This window comes from Citrobacter sedlakii, assembly GCF_018128425.1.
Lineage (GTDB): Bacteria > Pseudomonadota > Gammaproteobacteria > Enterobacterales > Enterobacteriaceae > Citrobacter_A > Citrobacter_A sedlakii.
In genome coordinates this window covers 1,184,565-1,203,617 of record NZ_CP071070.1, presented here as the reverse complement: position 1 = coordinate 1,203,617, position 19,053 = coordinate 1,184,565, and the positions used below count along the sequence as shown (strand labels likewise).

Genomic DNA, 19,053 nt, shown 5'->3' with positions numbered 1-19,053 from the left:
CTTTTTCTCAGCGGCGCGGGGTGTGCATAATACGCTTTCCCGCTTGAGAGTCAAGCATTTATTTTTGCTTTTCTCTGTCGGCGTTCATCTCTGAACCCCGCTGACCCGGCGGCTTGCGTGCCGTTGTTCCGTGTCAGTGGTGGCGCATTATAGGGAGTAATTCTGAAGCTGCAAGGAGAAAGTGAAAATTATTCACCAACCGCTCACTTTCCAGGCAAATCACTCCCCGAACCTGAATTTTCGCCTGGTTTTTAAACAAAAACGAGCCGCAAGCGGCCCGTTTTTTGTATTTTGTGACTTACTGCACTGCCACGATCCGATCGCCATTCGCTTCCAGACGAATGGTTTTGCCTGGAATTAACTCGCCGGACAGAATCTGCTGCGCCAGCGGGTTTTCGATCTGTTGCTGAATCGCGCGTTTCAACGGACGTGCGCCATACACCGGATCATAACCATTTGCGCTAAGCAGCTTCAGGGCGTCATCAGAGATATGGATTTCATATCCACGCTCTTCCAGACGTTTATACAGACGCTGCAGCTGGATTTTAGCAATCGAGGCAATATGCTGTTCACCCAGCGGATGGAATACCACCACCTCATCGATACGGTTAATAAATTCCGGACGGAAGTTATGGCTCACCACGCCCAGCACCATTTCTTTCATATGGCTGTAGTCCAGATCGCCGAAGCGTTCCTGAATCAGATCGGAACCCAGGTTAGAGGTCATAATGACAACCGTATTGCGGAAGTCGACCGTTCTCCCCTGCCCGTCAGTCAGACGTCCATCGTCCAGAACCTGCAACAGAATGTTAAATACATCCGGATGCGCTTTTTCCACTTCGTCTAACAGGATGACGGAGTAAGGACGACGGCGAACCGCTTCGGTCAGATACCCGCCCTCTTCATAACCGACATATCCCGGAGGCGCACCGACCAGGCGAGACACCGAGTGTTTCTCCATAAACTCAGACATATCGATACGCACCATCGCATCGTCGCTATCAAACATAAAGTTCGCCAGCGCTTTGCAAAGTTCGGTTTTACCCACCCCGGTTGGCCCGAGGAACAGGAAAGAGCCAATAGGACGATTCGGATCCGCCAGCCCCGCGCGGCTACGGCGAATAGCATTCGATACCGCTTCTACCGCTTCGTTCTGACCAATAACGCGGCTGTGTAGCTCCTGTTCCATTCTCAGCAGTTTTTCACGCTCGCCCTCCAGCATTCTCGCGACAGGAATACCGGTCCAGCGCGCCAGCACTTCGGCAATTTCCGCATCTGTCACTTTATTACGCAGCAGACGCATCGTTTTGCCTTCAGACTGGGTGGCCGCCTCAAGCTGTTTTTCCAGCTCCGGAATTTTGCCGTACTGCAGTTCAGACATCCGCGCCAGATCGCCCACGCGACGCGCCTGCTCAATCGCAATCTTCGCCTGTTCTAACTCAGCTTTAATCGTCTGGGTTCCGGAAAGCGAGGCTTTTTCCGCCTTCCATTCCTCTTCCAGCTCAGAATACTGGCGCTCTTTGTCTTCCAGTTCTTCATTAAGCATGTCGAGACGTTTCTTGCTCGCTTCATCAGACTCTTTCATCAGCGCCTGCTGTTCCAGTTTGAGCTGGATGATACGGCGGTCGAGTCTGTCGAGCTCCTCCGGTTTGGAGTCAATTTGCATACGAATGCTGGAAGCCGCTTCATCGATCAGGTCGATGGCTTTATCGGGTAACTGACGATCGGCAATATAACGGTGTGACAATGTCGCCGCCGCCACGATAGCCGGGTCAGTGATCTGAACATGGTGGTGCAGTTCATAACGCTCTTTCAGACCACGGAGGATCGCGATGGTGTCTTCAACGCTAGGCTCAGCAACAAACACCTTCTGGAAACGACGCTCCAGCGCGGCATCTTTTTCAATGTACTGACGGTATTCATCAAGCGTGGTTGCCCCCACGCAGTGCAGTTCACCACGCGCCAGCGCAGGTTTCAGCATGTTCCCGGCGTCCATCGCGCCGTCCGCCTTACCTGCGCCAACCATGGTGTGTAATTCGTCGATAAACAGAATAACGTTGCCTTCCTGTTTCGCGAGATCGTTCAATACGCCTTTTAAACGTTCTTCAAATTCACCGCGGTATTTCGCCCCTGCCACCAGCGCGCCCATATCCAGCGCCAGTACGCGACGACCTTTTAATCCTTCCGGCACTTCGCCGTTAATGATCCGCTGCGCCAGTCCTTCCACAATTGCGGTTTTACCGACGCCCGGCTCACCAATCAAAACCGGGTTGTTTTTGGTACGACGTTGCAGTACCTGAATGGTACGGCGAATTTCTTCATCACGACCGATCACCGGATCGAGCTTGCCCTGTTCGGCGCGCTCGGTCAGATCGACCGTGTATTTTTTCAAGGCCTGACGTTGGTCTTCCGCCCCTTGATCGTTCACGCTTTCACCTCCGCGCATCTGTTCAATTGCCTGAGTGATATTGGCGGTTGTTGCGCCAGCCGATTTCAATAAATCGGGCAGTGTGCCGCGAGACTCAAGCGCCGCCAGAACGAACAGTTCCGACGAAATAAAGTTATCGCCCCGTTTTTGCGCCAGCTTGTCGCAAAGGTTAAGGACGCGCACCAGATCCTGCGACGGTTGCACGTCGCCGCCGGTGCCTTCCACCTGCGGTAAACGGCTCAGCGCTTCATCGATGGCGGTGCGTAACTGCCCTGCGTTAATACCCGCAGACGTTAATAAAGGACGAACCGAGCCCCCTTCCTGATTCAGCAAGGCGCTCATTAAATGTAAAGGTTCGATGAATTGGTTGTCGTGCCCCAGTGCGAGCGACTGGGCATCGGCAAGAGCAAGCTGGAATTTGTTGGTAAGACGATCCAGACGCATAACTCCTCCCATAACAGGTCAAATTTGCTACTGGAGATTAAATGAGGTCATCCCTCAATTATTCAAGGTTAATGACCTGAATTATGTGAAAAGAAAATTACGCGTACCGGATCGTCTTGATTCTTTAGGTTATATCAGCCAAATAAAACTTGCCATACGCCCCGTGGTCTTGTCGCGACGATAAGAGAAGAAAGTCTCATTTTCACTAAAAGTACAGCGATTGCCGCCGAATATTTGCTCAACGCCGACATTTGCCAGCCGTTGACGGGCAAGCTGATAAATATTCGCCAGATATTTTTCGCCATGCGGCGCAAAGGCTTCGTGCGCACGGGCGTCCTTAATACAAAACGCCTCACGCACCTCAGCCCCCACTTCAAAGGCTGTCGGGCCGATGGCCGGACCCAGCCACACCATAATATTTTCAGGTTTATCCGCAAAGCAGGCGAGCGTTTCTTCCAGCACCCCTGCACATAATCCGCGCCAGCCCGCGTGGGCCGCCGCGACTTCTGTTCCTGCCCGGTTGCAAAACAGTACCGGCAGGCAATCTGCCGTCATTACCGCACATACCGCGCCCGGCGTGTTGCTGTATGAGGCATCCGCACGTCTGGATGCGTAAGGGCCACCAGTCAGTTTCAGCACATCCTTACCATGAACCTGTTCCAGCCAGACGGGCATTGAAGGCAAATTGCCCGCAGCAAACAGCCGATTACGGTTCTCTTCAACATGCGTCGGGTTGTCGCCACAGTGGGCGCCCAGGTTCATCGCATCATAAGGCGGTAAACTTACCCCGCCGATACGGGTCGAACTGCATGCCGCCACGCCTTCCGGCAGTGGCCACTGCGGGACAATGAGCATACTCATAACCAGGCCACGTCATCCTTATGTTCTTCAAAATCCGCGCGCATGGCGTCGATAAGCTCAACCATATCCTGCGGAATTGGCGCATGCCATTCCATTTCGATACCGGAGATCGGGTGATACAAGCGCAGCATAGTGGCATGCAGCGCCTGGCGATCGAACTTGCGCAACGTGGAGATAAACGCCTCCGAGGCGCCTTTCGGCGGACGCGGGCGACCGCCGTATACCGGGTCGCCCACCAGCGGATGGGTAATGTGGGCCATGTGCACGCGGATCTGATGGGTACGCCCGGTTTCCAGACGCAACCTAAGACGCGTGTGCACACGGAAGTGTTCCATGATGCGATAGTGCGTGACCGCCGGTTTTCCCATCGGATGCACCGCCATGTGGGTACGCTTGGTCGGGTGACGGCTGATAGGCTCTTCCACCGTGCCGCCCGCGGTCATATGACCGATAGCGACGGCTTCGTATTCACGGGTGATCTCGCGCAGCTGAAGCGCCTCGACCAGACGCGTCTGCGCCGGAACGGTTTTCGCCACCACCATCAGACCGGTAGTGTCTTTATCCAGACGGTGGACAATACCCGCGCGCGGCACGTCGGCAATCGGCGGGTAGTAATGCAGCAAGGCGTTTAATACGGTGCCATCGGGATTCCCGGCCCCCGGATGCACGACCAGATCGCGAGGTTTGTTAATAACAATGATGTCATCGTCTTCATAAACGATATCCAGTGGGATATCCTGAGGCTCAAAGCGGATTTCTTCATCGATCTCCGCGTCAATAGCGACCTGTTCACCGCCTAAGACTTTTTCTTTCGGTTTGTCGCAAATTTTACCGTTGACCAGCACGCGCCGATCGAGAATCCATTCTTTTATGCGCGAACGTGAATAATCCGGGAACATTTCGGCCAAAGCCTGATCTAAGCGTTGACCGAGTTGATTTTCGGATACCGTTGCGGTGAGTTGTACTCGTTGTGCCATATACAGCTTCTTCGTTTAACGTTGGGTTTTACGGCTTTGCCGTTTAATATAGTGTGCTATTGTAGCTGGTCTTAACCGGGAGCAGGAACAGAGAATCTCCCGCAAAAACATTTTGAGGAAAGTCAAAACGTCATGACGCGCATGAAATATCTGGTGGCAGCAGCCACGTTGAGCCTGTTTTTGGCGGGTTGCTCTGGTTCAAAGGAAGAGGTGCCCGATAATCCGCCTAATGAAATCTACGCGACTGCTCAGCAAAAGCTGCAGGACGGTAACTGGAAACAGGCAATAACGCAATTAGAAGCGTTGGATAACCGCTATCCATTCGGCCCGTATTCCCAGCAGGTGCAGTTGGATCTCATCTACGCCTACTACAAAAACGCCGATCTGCCGCTGGCTCAGGCCGCTATCGATCGCTTTATCCGCCTGAATCCGACACATCCCAATATTGATTATGTCATGTATATGCGTGGCCTGACCAATATGGCGTTAGATGACAGCGCGCTACAGGGCTTCTTCGGCGTCGATCGCAGTGACCGCGACCCGCAGCACGCACGCGCTGCGTTTAATGACTTTTCCAAACTGGTGCGCGGCTACCCGAACAGCCAGTACACCACAGACGCCACTAAACGTCTCGTGTTCCTGAAAGATCGTCTGGCGAAATACGAATATTCCGTGGCGGAATACTACACCAAACGTGGCGCATGGGTCGCCGTGGTGAATCGTGTGGAAGGTATGCTGCGTGATTTCCCGGATACCCAAGCCACACGCGACGCTCTGCCGCTGATGGAAAACGCCTACCGCGAAATGCAGATGACGACCCAGGCTGAGAAAGTGGCAAAAATCATTGCCGCCAACAGCAGCAACACCTGAACCGCGATTTCGCAAGCAAAACGGCAGCCCAAGGGCTGCCGTTTTTTTATTCGTTTCGCATCACGTCAGGCCCGTTTTCCCGGTAACCTAACTCATCAACTATGGCCCGCTTTTCCCCTTTCCTCAAGTGAAATATCACCTTCTCCTGCGATGCCTCACAAAAAGGCTTCCTTGACAAAAAGTGACAAAATAATGTGATTCAAATCACACATTTTGACATTAGGAACGGTATGCTGAAATCACCAAGACGGGAAAGACAAGAGGTAAAATTTATGACAATGAACATTACCAGTAAACAAATGGAAATTACTCCGGCAATTCGCCAACATGTCGCAGACCGTCTCGCCAAACTGGAAAAATGGCAAACACACCTGATTAACCCACATATCATTCTGTCCAAGGAGCCACAGGGTTTCACCGCTGATGCCACCATCAATACACCAAACGGACATCTGGTCGCCAGCGCAAAACATGAAGATATGTATACCGCGATTAACGATTTGATCAACAAGCTGGAACGGCAGCTCAATAAAGTGCAGCACAAAGGCGAAGCGCGTCGCGCAACCGCGTCAGTTAAAGACGCAAACTTCGCTGAAGCAGACGAAGAATAGTCCCTTACATTGAGTGTATCGCCAACGCGCCTTCGGGCGCGTTTTTTGTTGACAGCATGAAAACAGTGCGGGTACTTTACTAGCGTCACTTAAGGAAACTGATATGCAACTTACGCCGTTCTTCTTCGCCTTCTTTTTTACCTTCCCCTGAACGGGAGGCTTTCGTCGTGTGAAAAAGAATGCGAAGACGAATAACAAGGCCTCCCACTCCGGGGGGCCTTTTTTATTGATAACAAGAAAGGCAACACTATGACATCGGAAAATCCATTACTGGCGCTGCGTGACAAAATCAGTGCGCTTGATGCAAAACTGCTGGCGTTACTGGCCGAACGGCGCGGGCTGGCGGTCGAAGTGGGTAAAGCAAAGCTTGAATCCCATCGACCGGTACGCGATATCGACCGCGAGCGCGACCTTCTGGACCGGTTGATTCAGCTTGGCAAAGCGCACCATCTGGATGCCCATTATATCACCCGCCTTTTTCAGCTTATTATTGAAGACTCGGTTCTTACCCAGCAGGCGCTGCTCCAGCAGCATCTGAATAAGATCAATCCCCATTCTGCCCGCGTGGCGTTTCTGGGACCAAAAGGCTCTTACTCCCATCTCGCCGCCCGTCAGTACGCCGCGCGTCATTTCGAACAGTTCATTGAAAGTGGTTGCGCGAAGTTTGCCGATATCTTTAATCAGGTCGAAACAGGACAGGCTGACTACGCGGTGGTGCCCATTGAAAACACCAGTTCAGGCGGCATTAACGATGTCTACGATCTCCTGCAGCATACCAGCCTTTCCATTGTGGGCGAGATGACGATTGTGATCGACCATTGTGTGCTGGTCTCCGGCACCACCGATCTCGACACCATCGACACGGTGTACAGCCATCCGCAACCGTTCCAGCAGTGCAGCAAATTCCTCAATCGTTACCCGCACTGGAAAATCGAATACACCGAAAGTACTTCCGCAGCGATGGAAAAAGTTGCGCAGGCGAATTCTCCGCGCGTGGCGGCATTGGGCAGCGAGGCGGGCGGCGTGCTGCATGGCCTGCAAGTACTGGAACGTATTGAGGCGAACCAGACGCAGAATATCACCCGCTTTATCGTACTGGCACGTAAAGCGATTAACGTGTCCGATCAGGTTCCGGCGAAAACCACGCTCCTGATGGCGACGGGCCAGCAGGCCGGCGCCCTGGTGGAAGCACTGCTGGTTCTGCGTAATCATCATCTGATTATGACTCGCCTGGAGTCCCGTCCTATCCACGGCAACCCGTGGGAAGAGATGTTTTATCTTGATATTCAGGCCAACCTGGAAGCGCCGGAAATGCAAAAGGCGCTGAAAGAGCTGGGCGAAATTACCCGCTCGATGAAGGTGCTGGGCTGCTATCCGAGCGAAAACGTTGTTCCGGTCGATCCTTCTTAACGTTCGATAAACGGCTTTTTCTTCATCCCTGCCACCCTCGCCGGCAGGGTGAAGATCGCCCCGGAAAGCGGATATTCCGCCACCTCCTCTTCGCTCATGTTTTCCCGCGTGGTGGTGATAAACAGCGTTTTCATGTCGTCGCCGCCAAAGCAGACCATTGTCGGACAACGCACCGGCAACCGGTATTCCTCAAGCTGTTCGCCCAGGGGAGAAAAGCGGGCAATCCGCCAGCCGTCGAACAACGCGCTCCAGTAGCAGCCTTCCACGTCCATTGCCGCACCGTCCGGGATCCCCTCCCCGGCCTGAAAACGACGGAACGCCTCACGTTTTCCCGGCTCGCCCTGCTCGTCCAGCGGCGCACGCCAGATCACGCCGTTTGGCGTATCAGAGGTATACATCCATTGCTTATCCGGACTGAACGCCAGCCCGTTATGCCCGTGGATATCACACTGAATCACCTTTGGCTTCAGGTAGTTATCGACGCGCATCAACATCGCGCCGTTATAGTCTCCGGGGCCCCAGAAGGTCCCGGCGTAAAAACGTCCGTCATGATCGGTGCCGCCATCGTTGAAACGCGCCAGCTGCGGGTTCGACGGGTTATCGCACACTTTTCGCTGAAGCAGACCGTTTTTATCGGTCAGCCAGATAGCATTACGCAACGCAACAATAAATCCGCCACGCTCGCGCAGCGCAAAGCATCCAACCTCTTCCGGGAACGCCAGAACGATGTGTTCTCCTGTCGTCAAATGGTAGCGATGGATCTCTCCTTCCAGAATATCCGCCCAGTAGAGCGCATTCTCGCCCGCACTCCAGGTCGGGCATTCCGGCAACTGTCCGGTATAGTCAAATAACACGCGTGGTTCAGCCATGACGAATCCCCAAATAAAAAACCAGCGGTAGTCCCGCTGGTTTTTCAGTATAACCCTCCTGGCGCTAACGATGCGGAAAAACCACCAGCGCATTCGTAGGCCAAAGGGCGTTACACGCTGGCCCGAATCAGACCAGCGTGAGGATTATTGTCGGCTGTCGTTGGCCTGTCGCAGTAAGGTACGGCTTTCCTGCTGGAAGCGTTTCGCGTAGTCCCCGAACCAGTGCTCGACTTTGCGGAAGCTGTCAATAAACGCCTGTTTATCTCCCTGTTCAAGCAGACCGATCGCCTCGCCAAAGCGTTTGTAGTAGCGTTTAATCAGCGCCAGATTGCTTTCCGACGACATAATGATGTCGGCGTACAGCTGCGGGTCCTGGGCAAACAGCCGCCCGACCATTGCCAGTTCGAGGCGATAGATCGGCGAAGAGAGCGCCAGGAGTTGTTCAAGCTGCACGTTTTCTTCCGCCAGATGCAGCCCGTAAGCAAAGGTCGCAAAGTGGCGCAACGCCTGGATAAACGCCATATTCTGGTCATGTTCTACGGCACTGATGCGGTGCAGTCGCGCTCCCCAGACCTGAATCTGCTCAAGAAACCATTGATAGGCCTCCGGGTTTCGCCCGTCACACCAGACTACCACCTGTTTCGCCAGGCTACCGCTGTCCGGACCAAACATCGGGTGCAGACCCACCACTGGCCCGTCATGGGCGGCAAGCATTGCCTGCAACGGCCCATTTTTCACTGAGGCCAGATCCACCAGAATACAGTCGGACGGTAAACGCGGCAGTCGAGCAATCACTTGTTCAGTGACATGGATAGGCACGCTGACAATCACCATCCCGGCATCCGCGACGATCTCCGGCGCGCGATCCCAGTCCTGCTGTTCCAGAATACGCACCTTGTAGCCCGACAGGGTGAGCATTTTTTCAAACAGTCGTCCCATCTGGCCGCCACCGCCGACGATGACCACCGGACGCAGCGTCGGACAAAGCGTTTTAAACCCTTTGTCGTTTTCGCTGGAATAGGACTCGCGCATCACCCTGCGCAGCACATCCTCAATCAGATCCGGCGGTACGCCCAGCGCTTCCGCTTCCGCACGGCGCGAAGCCAGCATAGCGGCCTCGCGCTCGGGGACATAAATAGGCAGCCCAAAGCGGCTTTTGACTTCGCCGACCTCCGCCACCAGTTCCAGGCGACGCGCCAGTAAGTCCAGCAGCGCCTTATCCACTTCATCAATTTGATCGCGTAATGCGGTCAATTCAGCCACCATAACAAACCTCTTAAGCCTTGCGCGCCGCCAGCTGGCCGTTCAGGTCTTTGTGAATTTCACGCAGCAGCGCATCCGTCGTTTCCCAGCTAATGCAGGCATCGGTAACGGACACGCCGTATTTCATATCGCTACGCGGTTGCTCAGAAGACTGATTACCTTCGTGAATATTACTTTCAATCATCAAGCCAATGATGGAACGGTTGCCATCTTTAATTTGCGCAACCACAGACTCCGCCACGGCAGGCTGACGGCGGTAATCTTTATTGGAGTTACCATGACTGCAATCTACCATCAGTGAAGGCCGCAGTCCCGCCTGCGCCATCTCTTTTTCGCACTGTTCGACATCAGCCGGACTGTAGTTCGGCGCTTTACCACCGCGCAGGATCACATGTCCGTCCGGGTTGCCCTGCGTTTGCAGCAGCGCAACCTGCCCGGCCTGGTTGATCCCCACAAAGCGGTGCGACTGGGCGGCGGCGCGCATGGCGTTAATCGCCGTCGCCAGACTGCCGTCAGTGCCGTTTTTAAACCCGACCGGCATCGACAGGCCGGACGCCATTTCACGGTGAGTCTGCGACTCCGTGGTGCGCGCGCCAATAGCCGACCAGCTAAACAAATCCCCGAGGTACTGCGGACTGTTTGGATCCAGGGCTTCTGTCGCCAGCGGCAGTCCCATATGAACGAGTTCAAGCAGCAACTGACGCGCAATCTTCAAACCCGCTTCAACGTCGAAAGAGCCATCCATATGAGGATCGTTAATTAACCCTTTCCAGCCAACGGTGGTACGGGGTTTTTCAAAATAGACGCGCATCACCAGGTAGAGGCTATCGCTGACCTCTGCGGCAAGGGCTTTAAATCGACGGGCGTATTCAAGAGCGGCATCAGGATCGTGAATAGAACATGGACCACACACCACCAGCAGACGCGGATCGCGCCCGGCGATAATGTCAGAAATGGTTTTGCGCGACTGGGCGATCTGCGCCTCTTGCGCCTGACTCAGCGGGAATGCCGCTTTGAGTTGTTCCGGGGTCATCAAAACCTGTTCGTCGGTGATGTGTACGTTGTTCAGCGCGTCTTTTTGCATGATGGCGATCCTGTTTTAGCTCGTTTGCGATAGTTGTCCTCAGCGAGGATGACGTAACGATAACACAAAGAGTAAAGATATCAACCCAAAATACGTAAAGTTTATTGTACAAGCACCTATAATACTGATTATGACGCGCACAGATTCGTACACTTTACTTTACATGCAATTCTGTCGCGGATTTTAAACTTAAATAAAATTGTACGATTACAGCAAGAAAGATAAAAAAAACCGTCCCGGCAATATTGATTAATAAGATTTAACTTAAGGACAAAACATAAATATCTTTGGCGTAATGACGCCTATGCAAAATAATGTTATTTTGCTGCAAACAATCAAGGATGTATTTAATGCGTTACGAAAGATACGGGTGAGGACGCCGCTCATGTTCTATTCTCACCGACTTCTGGTGCTGCTGATGCTATTGCTGGCAGGATCGCCGGTTTATGCTCAGGAATTACCCGATGACGCCAAAAATGTGCGTGCAATTGTCTCAGGCATTGTGAGCTATACGCGCTGGCCTGCGCTCTCCGCGCCGCCCAGGCTATGCATTTTCACTTCATCCCGTTTCGTTAGCGTATTGGGTGACAGTGACGATACCTCCCTGCCCTATCAACCTGTTATTATTCGTAACGAACAAGAGGCGCTGGTCGCACGTTGTGATGGCGTTTATTTCGGCAATGAATCTCCGGCCGCTCAGGTTGAATTAGCCAATAAATATCCCTCTAAGGCTTTGTTATTAATTGCGGAACAAAATGCCGAATGCATTATTGGCAGCGCCTTTTGTCTTATTATTCAAAATAATGATGTCAGATTCGCCGTAAATCTGGATTCTCTGGCGCACAGCGGCGTCAGGGTCAATCCGGATGTACTGATGCTCGCACGGAATAAAAAGCATGGATAAGGATCTTTCCCGCACGACGCGTCCAACGTTTAAGCGAGCCTTGAGACGCATAAGCATGATCAGCGTGGTGGTGACCATGACGTTGATCTGGCTGTTGCTTAGCGTCGCCTCTGTGCTGACGCTGAAACAGTATGCGCAAAAAAATCTGGAACTGACCGCCGCCACCATGACCCACAGTCTGGAGGCCGCACTCGTGTTCGCAGACGATGCCGCAGCGACCGAAACGCTGGCGGCGCTCGGCCAGCAGGGTCAGTTTTCTGCCGCCGATGTACGCGATAAAAATGAGAACGTCATCGCCAGCTGGCGCTATAACGCACAGGAAACTGACGACAAACTCAGTGGTTACATCAGCCAGTGGCTTTTTCCATTGCCGGTCGCGCAACCTGTCTGGCATAACGGGGAAATCATTGGCGAAGTGCGGATAACCGCCCGTGACAGCTTAATCAGCCATTTTCTCTGGCTGTCACTGGCTGTCCTCACCGGCTCGATCCTGCTGGCGTCCGGTATCGCCATCCTCCTGACGCGCCATCTGCACAACGGCGTCGTCGTAGCGCTGCAAAATATCACCGACGTCGTGCACGATGTGCGTACCAACCGGAATTTTTCCCGTCGCGTATCAGAGGAGCGAATTGAGGAGTTTCACCGTTTTGCCCAGGACTTCAACAGCCTGCTGGATGAAATGGAAGAGTGGCAGCTGCGTCTCCAGGCGAGGAACGCCCAACTACTACGCACGGCACTGCACGATCCGCTGACCGGACTGGCTAACCGCGCTGCTTTTCGCAGCACGATCAACGCGCTCATGAATGATGACGCCGCCCGCAGTAGCTCAGCGCTGCTGTTCCTTGACGGCGACAACTTTAAATTCGTTAACGATACCTGGGGCCATGCGGCGGGAGACCGGGTTTTGATCGAAGTGGCTAAGCGACTCGCGGAATTTGGCGGCAACCGCCACCAGCCCTATCGTCTTGGCGGGGACGAGTTTGCGATGGTCCTCTACGGCGTACATTCCGAATACGAAGTGCAGCGCATATGCGCCGCGCTGGCGCAGGAATTTAACCGGCCTTTTGACCTGCACAACGGCCATCTGACCAGCATGACGCTGAGTATGGGCTATGCCCTGACGTGGGAGCACGCCTCAGCCGAAAAATTACAAGAACTGGCCGACCGCAATATGTATCTGGCCAAACATCAGCGTGTCGAACGCGTGATCAAATAATAAGGATTCCCCCATGCTGAAACGTCTTTTATCGCCTTTTGTTGTTGCTCTCCTCCTGACTGGCTGTCAGGCGCCGCAGGGAACGTTTACCCCGCAGCAGGTCGCTGCCATGCAGTCATACGGGTTTACCGAGTCGGCGGGGAGCTGGTCTTTGGGTATGTCGGATACCATCCTGTTTGATAAAAACGACTATAAGCTGCGTGCTGAAAGTCAACGACAGATCCAGACAATGGCTGCCCGTCTGGCCTCCGTTGGCCTGAAACATGCGCGCATGGACGGACATACTGATAATTATGGCGAAGACAGCTACAACGAAGCCCTGTCCCTGAAACGCGCCAACGTTGTGGCCGATGCATGGGCGGAAGGCGCGCAGATCCCGCGTAGTCATCTGACAACGCAAGGATTAGGCAAAAAATATCCTGTCGCCAGTAACAAGACCGCAAAAGGCCGTGCTGAAAACCGCCGCGTCGCCGTAGTCATCAGCACGCCTTAAGTCTTAGTCGGCTGACTGCGCCAGAACCCTGCGCGAGGCGCTATACCAGCGTAGCCAGTCGACCAGCATAAACAGCATCAAACTTAGCCCCAGAACCGGCATCGCCATGCCCAACGTAACCGCCAGCAACACTGACCCGACGCGTCCTCCGCCGTTCAGCATTAGCCAGCTTTCCAGCAACGTTTGCGCCGGACTGACCGCAGGGCGCGCAGGGCGACGTATCCACCACATCCGGTAGCCCAGCGCAATCATCACACAAAGCCCCACGCCAAAGCCTATCAGCAGCAGTTGATTAGGCAGGCCAAACAGAATGCCCATATGAAAATCCACGCCCCAGCGGGTCAGTTTTGCCATCAGAGGAAACTGCGTGAAGTCGATACTGTCGATAATCTGCAATGTGGTCGGGTTGACGGAAACGGCATCGACCTGGGTGGGCCAGCGACGATCGATTTCGCTGACCGTCCAGCCATGCTGCGTGTCTTTCGCCGGACGAATTTCCACTTCGCTGGCGTCAATTCCCGCCGCCTGCGCCGCCTGCAGCACAGGATCAAACAAGCGGATATCGACAGGCCCGGCGGACATGCTCATCGCGCCATGGTGTCCCGCATGTTCATTCTGCGCCGGACTGTGCCCGTGAAGCTGCGTATTCACCTGCGGCGTCAGCCAGCCAAACGCCGTACGCATCCGATCCACGTTACCGCCCGCCCATTGCGACCACGTCAGGCCAGTGGCAGAAAAAAGCAGCATTCCAGCCAACAGCAGCCATCCGAGCGAAACGTGCAGACGACGGTATTTCTGACGCGGATTGTTCAGGCGACGCTTTGGCCGCGTGAGATACCAGAGCAATGCCCCACCCAGTGCCGCTACCCACATCCATGAGGCGGCCAGCTCACTGTAAATACGTCCAACCTCCCCCAGCAGCAACGAACGATGGGCGTAATCTATCCACTGACGCAGCGGTAAAATCCCGCTGGTGCCATAAACCGTCATATCCCCTTTTATCGCCAGGGTAACGGGATCGATAAAAATAGCCCGATGCTCCGAGGCGGCAAGGCGTGGATCCGCAAACATGACCCGTGTCGTCCTCCCCGGCTCGAGTCCGGGACGAACGGCGTGCAGGGGTTGCGCATTTCCGGCGAACCGTTGAGCGGCGTCAATTTGCGCCGCCAGCGACTGCGGCTGACCTTGCGCAGTCCCTGTAAGCGCCTGCGCGTAGAGCGACGCTTCCAGCTGTGGCGTCGCGACATAAAGCGTGCCGGTCAGCGCGGCAATAAAGATAAAAGGCCCAACGAACAGACCAATGTAGAAATGGAGACGCCGCAGCAGGGTAAGCCATGCCGCGCGCGGTGTGCAGGTTGTCATACTTTTCCTCAGAAAAAGCAAAAAGGTGTCGTGACGCTTGCGCGCACAATCTTATTTTTCAGGGTCAGGAAGCAGTAGAGCAGCACGGAGGCGCGCGGGTATCAGGATACAGCCAGGGGAAAAAGTGCCAGTGGTTTACCGATGGGCGTGCTGGCCGGTTCATCTGCCTGAGCAACAGGCCACAGGGCAGAATCACCCGCGCCAGGAGCAGGCCCGGCACATGCGCCAGTAGCACACAGTAACCGCACGCTTCACCGTGATCGACAATAAGCGGGGTGAAAGACGAAACATCGTGATGCGGCGCGTGGTTCGCCGTCATGTCCATTTCATGGTGCATGCCCGGCATAGCGCGCATCGGATCTTTTTGCAGCGCGATGGAGATCGGCGGCGAGATGATTATCAGCAGGATCGCAAACAGCGCGAGCCATGCCGCGTTGCGCTGAACACCTGGCTGACGAAATTGCCCGATAACCACGATCCCTCCCGCAAGACACGGCAGGCATTGTAAATGATTTATGAATTAATGGTTAACGCTACGAGCTTTCGGGGATAAAAAAAGGGCCAGCCATCTGGCCAGCCCCTTCTAACAGGATGTCGCCTGAGCGATATCTTAGTTAAGACGCTCTTTGATACGAGCAGCCTTACCAGTACGCTCACGCAGGTAATACAGTTTAGCTTTACGAACGGCACCACGACGTTTGACAGTGATGCTGTCAACAACCGGAGAGTGAGTCTGGAAGACACGCTCAACGCCTTCGCCGTTGGAAATTTTACGAACAGTGAATGCAGAGTGCAGACCGCGGTTACGAATAGCGATAACCACGCCCTCGAATGCCTGCAGACGTTTTTTGGAACCTTCAACAACCCATACTTTCACTTCCACGGTGTCACCCGGACGGAAGGAAGGCACGTCCTGCTTCATCTGCTCTTGTTCAAGTTGCTTAATAATGTTGCTCATAATTTAATCTCTTATCCTGGGTAAACTGATATTCGGGGGCTTATGCCATCCCATCATGTTTATGTTGCCTGTGCGTGCTCTTTTTTGAACTCCGCCAGCAACCTTGCTTGCTCTTCAGTCAGAGCCAGGTTTTCCAGAAGTTCAGGTCTTCTAAGCCAGGTGCGGCCCAGCGACTGCTTCAGACGCCAGCGACGTATCTCAGCATGGTTTCCTGACAGCAATACTGCCGGTACTTCCATCTCCTCTAACACTTCAGGCCGGGTATAGTGCGGGCAGTCCAGCAATCCATCCGCAAAGGAATCTTCCGTTGCCGATGCCTCATGACCCAGAACTCCCGGAATGAACCGGGATACGGAGTCAATCAGTACCATCGCTGGTAGCTCTCCACCGCTGAGAACGTAATCGCCGATTGACCACTCTTCGTCAATTTCGGTTTGGATCACGCGCTCGTCTATGCCTTCGTAGCGACCACACACCAGAATCAGTTTTTGATTCGTTGCCAGTTCGCTGACGCCCGCTTGATCAAGCTTGCGTCCCTGAGGTGACAGATATATCACCTTAGCGCCTTCACCCGCCGCGCTTTTTGCTGCATGAATGGCGTCCCGCAAAGGTTGCACCATCATTAACATCCCCGGTCCGCCGCCGTAAGGACGATCGTCCACGGTACGGTGCCGGTCGTGCGTGAAGTCACGCGGACTCCAGCTCTGGATGTTCAGCAGGCCATTTTTTACTGCCCGGCCAGTTACCCCGTAATCGGTAATTGCACGAAACATTTCTGGAAACAGGCTAACGATACCTATAAACACAGCCAATCCCCATCACGCCGTCATTTACCGCTTATCCGGTGGTTTAAAAACCAGGATCCCAATCTACTTCGATAGTACGCGTAGTGAGATCGACTTTCTTGATAACCTGCCCATCGAGGAACGGCACGAGGCGTTCCTTGATACCAAACGCATCTTTCAGGTTTGCCTTAATGACGATGACGTCATTCGATCCGGTTTCCATCATATCGACGACTTTACCGAGATCGTAGCCTTCGGTGGTCACTACCTGGCAGCCCATCAGGTCTTTCCAGTAATAGTCACCGTCTTCCAGCGCAGGCAATTGCGAAGAATCCACGACAATTTCACAATTGGTCAGCAGGTTCGCCGCATCGCGATCGTCAACGCCTTTCAGCTTGATGATCAAATCCTGATTGTGGTGCTTCCAGCTTTCCAGCTGGACTTGCTGCCACTGACCCGCCTTCTGGATAAACCAGGGCTGATAGTCAAAAATGCTTTCAGCGTCTTCAGTGGAGGAAAACACTCTGAGCCACCCACGAATACCGTAAGACGACCCCATTTTCCCTAAAACAATAGGGTCTGCGGGCGCTTGCGCGGTGAGTTGTTTGCTCATCATGACCACCGTGACAGATTAAGCTGCTTTGTTTGCTGCTTTGATCAGCGCTGCTACGCGATCGGAAATGGTCGCGCCCTGGCCAACCCAGTGAGCGATGCGATCCAGATCCAGGCGAGTGCCTTCTTCTTTTTCGCTGGCGATTGGGTTGAAGAAACCTACGCGCTCAATGAAGCGACCGTTACGAGCGTTACGGCTGTCAGTTACAACAACCTGGTAGAACGGACGCTTTTTAGCGCCGTGACGTGCTAAACGAATAGTTACCATAACATCCTCTTGTGTGAATAAAACAACCGGGCCCCATCGAGGAACGGAGCCCGGCGTCATATTAAAAGCCCGAAAATTTTACTGATTTCTGGGGAAATTGCAATCAGCAGTTAATCACTCTGCTGCAAAAGGCCGTCGGCGGTGCAGCCAGTTCGACGCCGGCGTGCGCGCAGCCACCGGAGCGTACACGCAATACGTGAGGATGGCGAGCACACCCCGGCGCCGAAATGGCAAATGAGCCAGGCCGGAAAAGATCAGCGGCCAGGGAAGCCTGGCGGCATCATCCCCTTCATACTTCTCATCATCTTCGCCATCCCGCCCTTCTTCATCTTCTTCATCATGCGCTGCATGTCGTCGAACTGTTTCAACAGGCGGTTAACGTCCTGCACCTGCATGCCGCAGCCGGCTGCGATACGGCGTTTGCGGGAGCCTTTGATGATTTCCGGCTTCGCGCGCTCTTTCAACGTCATCGAGTTGATGATCGCTTCCATGCGCACCAGCACTTTGTCATCCATCTGCGATTTAACGTTATCGGGAATCTGGCCCATGCCCGGCAGCTTGCCCATCAGGCTCGCCATGCCGCCCATATTTTTCATCTGGCGCAGCTGCTCAAGGAAGTCGGTGAGATCGAAACCGTCGCCTTTTTTCAGCTTGGTCGCCAGCTTCTCGGCCTGCGCGCGGTCAACTTTGCTTTCGATATCTTCGATCAGCGACAGCACATCGCCCATACCGAGAATGCGTGAAGCAATACGATCCGGGTGGAAAGGCTCCAGCGCGTCGGTTTTCTCGCCCACGCCGAGGAACTTGATCGGCTTACCGGTGATATGACGAATAGAGAGCGCGGCGCCGCCACGGGCATCGCCGTCGACTTTAGTCAGCACCACGCCGGTCAGCGGCAGCGCTTCGTTAAACGCCTTCGCGGTGTTCGCCGCATCCTGACCGGTCATGGCGTCGACCACAAACAGGGTCTCTACCGGATTGATAGAAGCGTGAACCTGCTTGATTTCGTCCATCATCGCTTCGTCAACGTGCAGACGACCAGCGGTATCCACCAGCAGCACGTCGTAGAACTTCAGCTTCGCTTCCTTCAGCGCGCCGTTAACGATATCGACGGGCTTCTGGCCGACGTCAGACGGGAAGAAATCCACGCCAACCTGCTCGGCCAGCGTTTCCAGCTGTTTGATCGCCGCCGGACGATACACGTCCGCAGAAACGACCAGCACTTTCTTTTTGTGCTTTTCACGCAGGAATTTACCCAGTTTGCCGACGCTGGTGGTTTTACCCGCCCCCTGCAACCCCGCCATCAACACCACGGCGGGCGGTTGCGCGGCCAGGTTCAGGGACTGGTTTTCTTCGCCCATCGCCGCGACGAGTTCGTTACGAACAATTTTGACGAACTCTTGCCCCGGCGTCAGGCTCTTGTTGACTTCGTGGCCAACCGCTTTCTCTTTTACGCGATTGATAAACTCACGCACTACCGGCAGCGCAACGTCAGCCTCCAGCAGCGCCATGCGCACTTCGCGCAGCGTCTCTTTAACGTTGTCTTCAGTAAGGCGTCCACGGCCACTGATATTGCGCAGCGTGCGCGACAAACGATCGGTTAAATTATCAAACATTGTCTCTCGCCTGGGGTGGAAA

At 54.2% G+C, this 19,053-nt stretch carries 19 protein-coding genes, 1 pseudogene and 1 other annotated feature; of the genes and pseudogenes, 7 read left to right on the top strand and 13 right to left on the bottom strand.

The features are described 5' to 3' along the window. Nucleotides 1-298: 298 nt before the first annotated feature. The 3 genes from clpB to rluD all read right to left on the bottom strand — a co-directional run bounded on the left by clpB (nucleotide 299) and on the right by rluD (nucleotide 4,710). The gene (clpB, locus tag JY391_RS05680; RefSeq protein WP_042288239.1) at nucleotides 299-2,872 is read right to left on the bottom strand and encodes an ATP-dependent chaperone ClpB; all 2,574 of its coding nucleotides are present in this window, start codon (nucleotides 2,870-2,872) and stop codon (nucleotides 299-301) included. 129 nt (nucleotides 2,873-3,001) lie between these two features. Continuing rightward, complete coding sequence (gene yfiH / locus JY391_RS05675) at nucleotides 3,002-3,733, bottom strand: purine nucleoside phosphorylase YfiH (protein WP_211935368.1); 732 nt, start codon at nucleotides 3,731-3,733, stop codon at nucleotides 3,002-3,004. After that, complete coding sequence (rluD, locus tag JY391_RS05670; RefSeq protein WP_042288245.1) at nucleotides 3,730-4,710, bottom strand: 23S rRNA pseudouridine(1911/1915/1917) synthase RluD; 981 nt, start codon at nucleotides 4,708-4,710, stop codon at nucleotides 3,730-3,732. Before rluD ends, yfiH begins: the two co-directional genes overlap by 4 nt. Before the next feature lie 132 nt (nucleotides 4,711-4,842). Here rluD and bamD point away from each other — a divergent pair, with 132 nt between their 5' ends. The 4 genes from bamD (at nucleotide 4,843) to pheA (ending at nucleotide 7,601) form a co-directional block, all read left to right on the top strand. Next, nucleotides 4,843-5,580 (top strand): outer membrane protein assembly factor BamD, encoded by a 738-nt coding sequence (gene bamD, locus JY391_RS05665; protein WP_012906713.1) that lies wholly within the window; start codon nucleotides 4,843-4,845, stop codon nucleotides 5,578-5,580. A gap of 272 nt (nucleotides 5,581-5,852) precedes the next feature. Beyond that, on the top strand, nucleotides 5,853-6,191 hold the full coding sequence (gene raiA, locus JY391_RS05660) for a ribosome-associated translation inhibitor RaiA (RefSeq protein WP_042288251.1): 339 nt from the start codon (nucleotides 5,853-5,855) through the stop codon (nucleotides 6,189-6,191). A gap of 102 nt (nucleotides 6,192-6,293) precedes the next feature. Next, nucleotides 6,294-6,418: a sequence feature (Phe leader region), on the top strand. Continuing rightward, nucleotides 6,295-6,342: a pheA operon leader peptide PheL gene (pheL, locus tag JY391_RS05655; RefSeq protein WP_187375663.1), complete on the top strand. Its 48-nt coding sequence runs from the start codon at nucleotides 6,295-6,297 to the stop codon at nucleotides 6,340-6,342. Its footprint overlaps the feature before it by 48 nt. A gap of 22 nt (nucleotides 6,419-6,440) precedes the next feature. After that, the gene (gene pheA / locus JY391_RS05650) at nucleotides 6,441-7,601 is read left to right on the top strand and encodes a bifunctional chorismate mutase/prephenate dehydratase (protein ID WP_042288254.1); all 1,161 of its coding nucleotides are present in this window, start codon (nucleotides 6,441-6,443) and stop codon (nucleotides 7,599-7,601) included. On the opposite strand, the gene JY391_RS05645 is transcribed toward pheA, so the two are convergent. From JY391_RS05645 to aroF, 3 genes are all read right to left on the bottom strand, one after another. Then, entirely contained in the window at nucleotides 7,598-8,470 is an 873-nt protein-coding gene (locus JY391_RS05645; RefSeq protein ID WP_211935367.1) for an SMP-30/gluconolactonase/LRE family protein, read from the bottom strand. The genes pheA and JY391_RS05645 overlap by 4 nt on opposite strands. Nucleotides 8,471-8,614: 144 nt before the next feature. After that, entirely contained in the window at nucleotides 8,615-9,736 is a 1,122-nt protein-coding gene (gene tyrA / locus JY391_RS05640; protein WP_042288259.1) for a bifunctional chorismate mutase/prephenate dehydrogenase, read from the bottom strand. Between the two features lie 10 nt (nucleotides 9,737-9,746). Further along, complete coding sequence (aroF, locus tag JY391_RS05635) at nucleotides 9,747-10,817, bottom strand: 3-deoxy-7-phosphoheptulonate synthase AroF (RefSeq protein WP_042288262.1); 1,071 nt, start codon at nucleotides 10,815-10,817, stop codon at nucleotides 9,747-9,749. A 385-nt stretch (nucleotides 10,818-11,202) separates the two neighbouring features. Between aroF and yfiR the strand changes: the two genes are divergently transcribed. From yfiR to JY391_RS05620, 3 genes are read left to right on the top strand one after another with little or no spacing between them, the layout of a single operon-like run. Next, nucleotides 11,203-11,721: a regulatory sequestration protein YfiR gene (yfiR, locus tag JY391_RS05630; protein WP_042288265.1), complete on the top strand. Its 519-nt coding sequence runs from the start codon at nucleotides 11,203-11,205 to the stop codon at nucleotides 11,719-11,721. Continuing rightward, nucleotides 11,714-12,937: a diguanylate cyclase DgcN/YfiN gene (dgcN, locus tag JY391_RS05625; RefSeq protein ID WP_042288268.1), complete on the top strand. Its 1,224-nt coding sequence runs from the start codon at nucleotides 11,714-11,716 to the stop codon at nucleotides 12,935-12,937. The genes yfiR and dgcN overlap by 8 nt, the downstream gene beginning before the upstream one ends. A gap of 13 nt (nucleotides 12,938-12,950) precedes the next feature. Then, nucleotides 12,951-13,430: an OmpA family protein gene (locus JY391_RS05620; RefSeq protein ID WP_060569502.1), complete on the top strand. Its 480-nt coding sequence runs from the start codon at nucleotides 12,951-12,953 to the stop codon at nucleotides 13,428-13,430. A gap of 3 nt (nucleotides 13,431-13,433) precedes the next feature. Here the strand turns inward: JY391_RS05620 and JY391_RS05615 are convergent, their stop codons facing one another. The 7 genes and pseudogenes from JY391_RS05615 to ffh form a co-directional block, all read right to left on the bottom strand. Next, nucleotides 13,434-14,792, bottom strand: a complete 1,359-nt coding sequence (locus JY391_RS05615) for a PepSY-associated TM helix domain-containing protein (protein ID WP_211935366.1) — start codon at nucleotides 14,790-14,792, stop codon at nucleotides 13,434-13,436. Between the two features lie 64 nt (nucleotides 14,793-14,856). After that, on the bottom strand, nucleotides 14,857-15,267 hold the full coding sequence (locus tag JY391_RS05610) for a DUF2946 domain-containing protein (protein WP_374197224.1): 411 nt from the start codon (nucleotides 15,265-15,267) through the stop codon (nucleotides 14,857-14,859). 135 nt (nucleotides 15,268-15,402) lie between these two features. Then, nucleotides 15,403-15,750 carry a 50S ribosomal protein L19 gene (rplS, locus tag JY391_RS05605; protein ID WP_000065254.1) on the bottom strand — a complete coding sequence of 116 codons (348 nt, stop codon included), beginning with the start codon at nucleotides 15,748-15,750 and terminating at the stop codon, nucleotides 15,403-15,405. Between the two features lie 40 nt (nucleotides 15,751-15,790). After that, a pseudogene (gene trmD, locus JY391_RS05600) lies at nucleotides 15,791-16,556 on the bottom strand (tRNA (guanosine(37)-N1)-methyltransferase TrmD). A gap of 43 nt (nucleotides 16,557-16,599) precedes the next feature. After that, the gene (gene rimM, locus JY391_RS05595; protein ID WP_042288279.1) at nucleotides 16,600-17,148 is read right to left on the bottom strand and encodes a ribosome maturation factor RimM; all 549 of its coding nucleotides are present in this window, start codon (nucleotides 17,146-17,148) and stop codon (nucleotides 16,600-16,602) included. Between the two features lie 18 nt (nucleotides 17,149-17,166). Continuing rightward, entirely contained in the window at nucleotides 17,167-17,415 is a 249-nt protein-coding gene (gene rpsP / locus JY391_RS05590) for a 30S ribosomal protein S16 (protein ID WP_012134698.1), read from the bottom strand. A gap of 254 nt (nucleotides 17,416-17,669) precedes the next feature. After that, a complete protein-coding gene (ffh, locus tag JY391_RS05585; RefSeq protein WP_042288286.1) occupies nucleotides 17,670-19,031 on the bottom strand; it encodes a signal recognition particle protein in 1,362 nt (453 codons plus the stop codon). Nucleotides 19,032-19,053 lie beyond the last annotated feature (22 nt).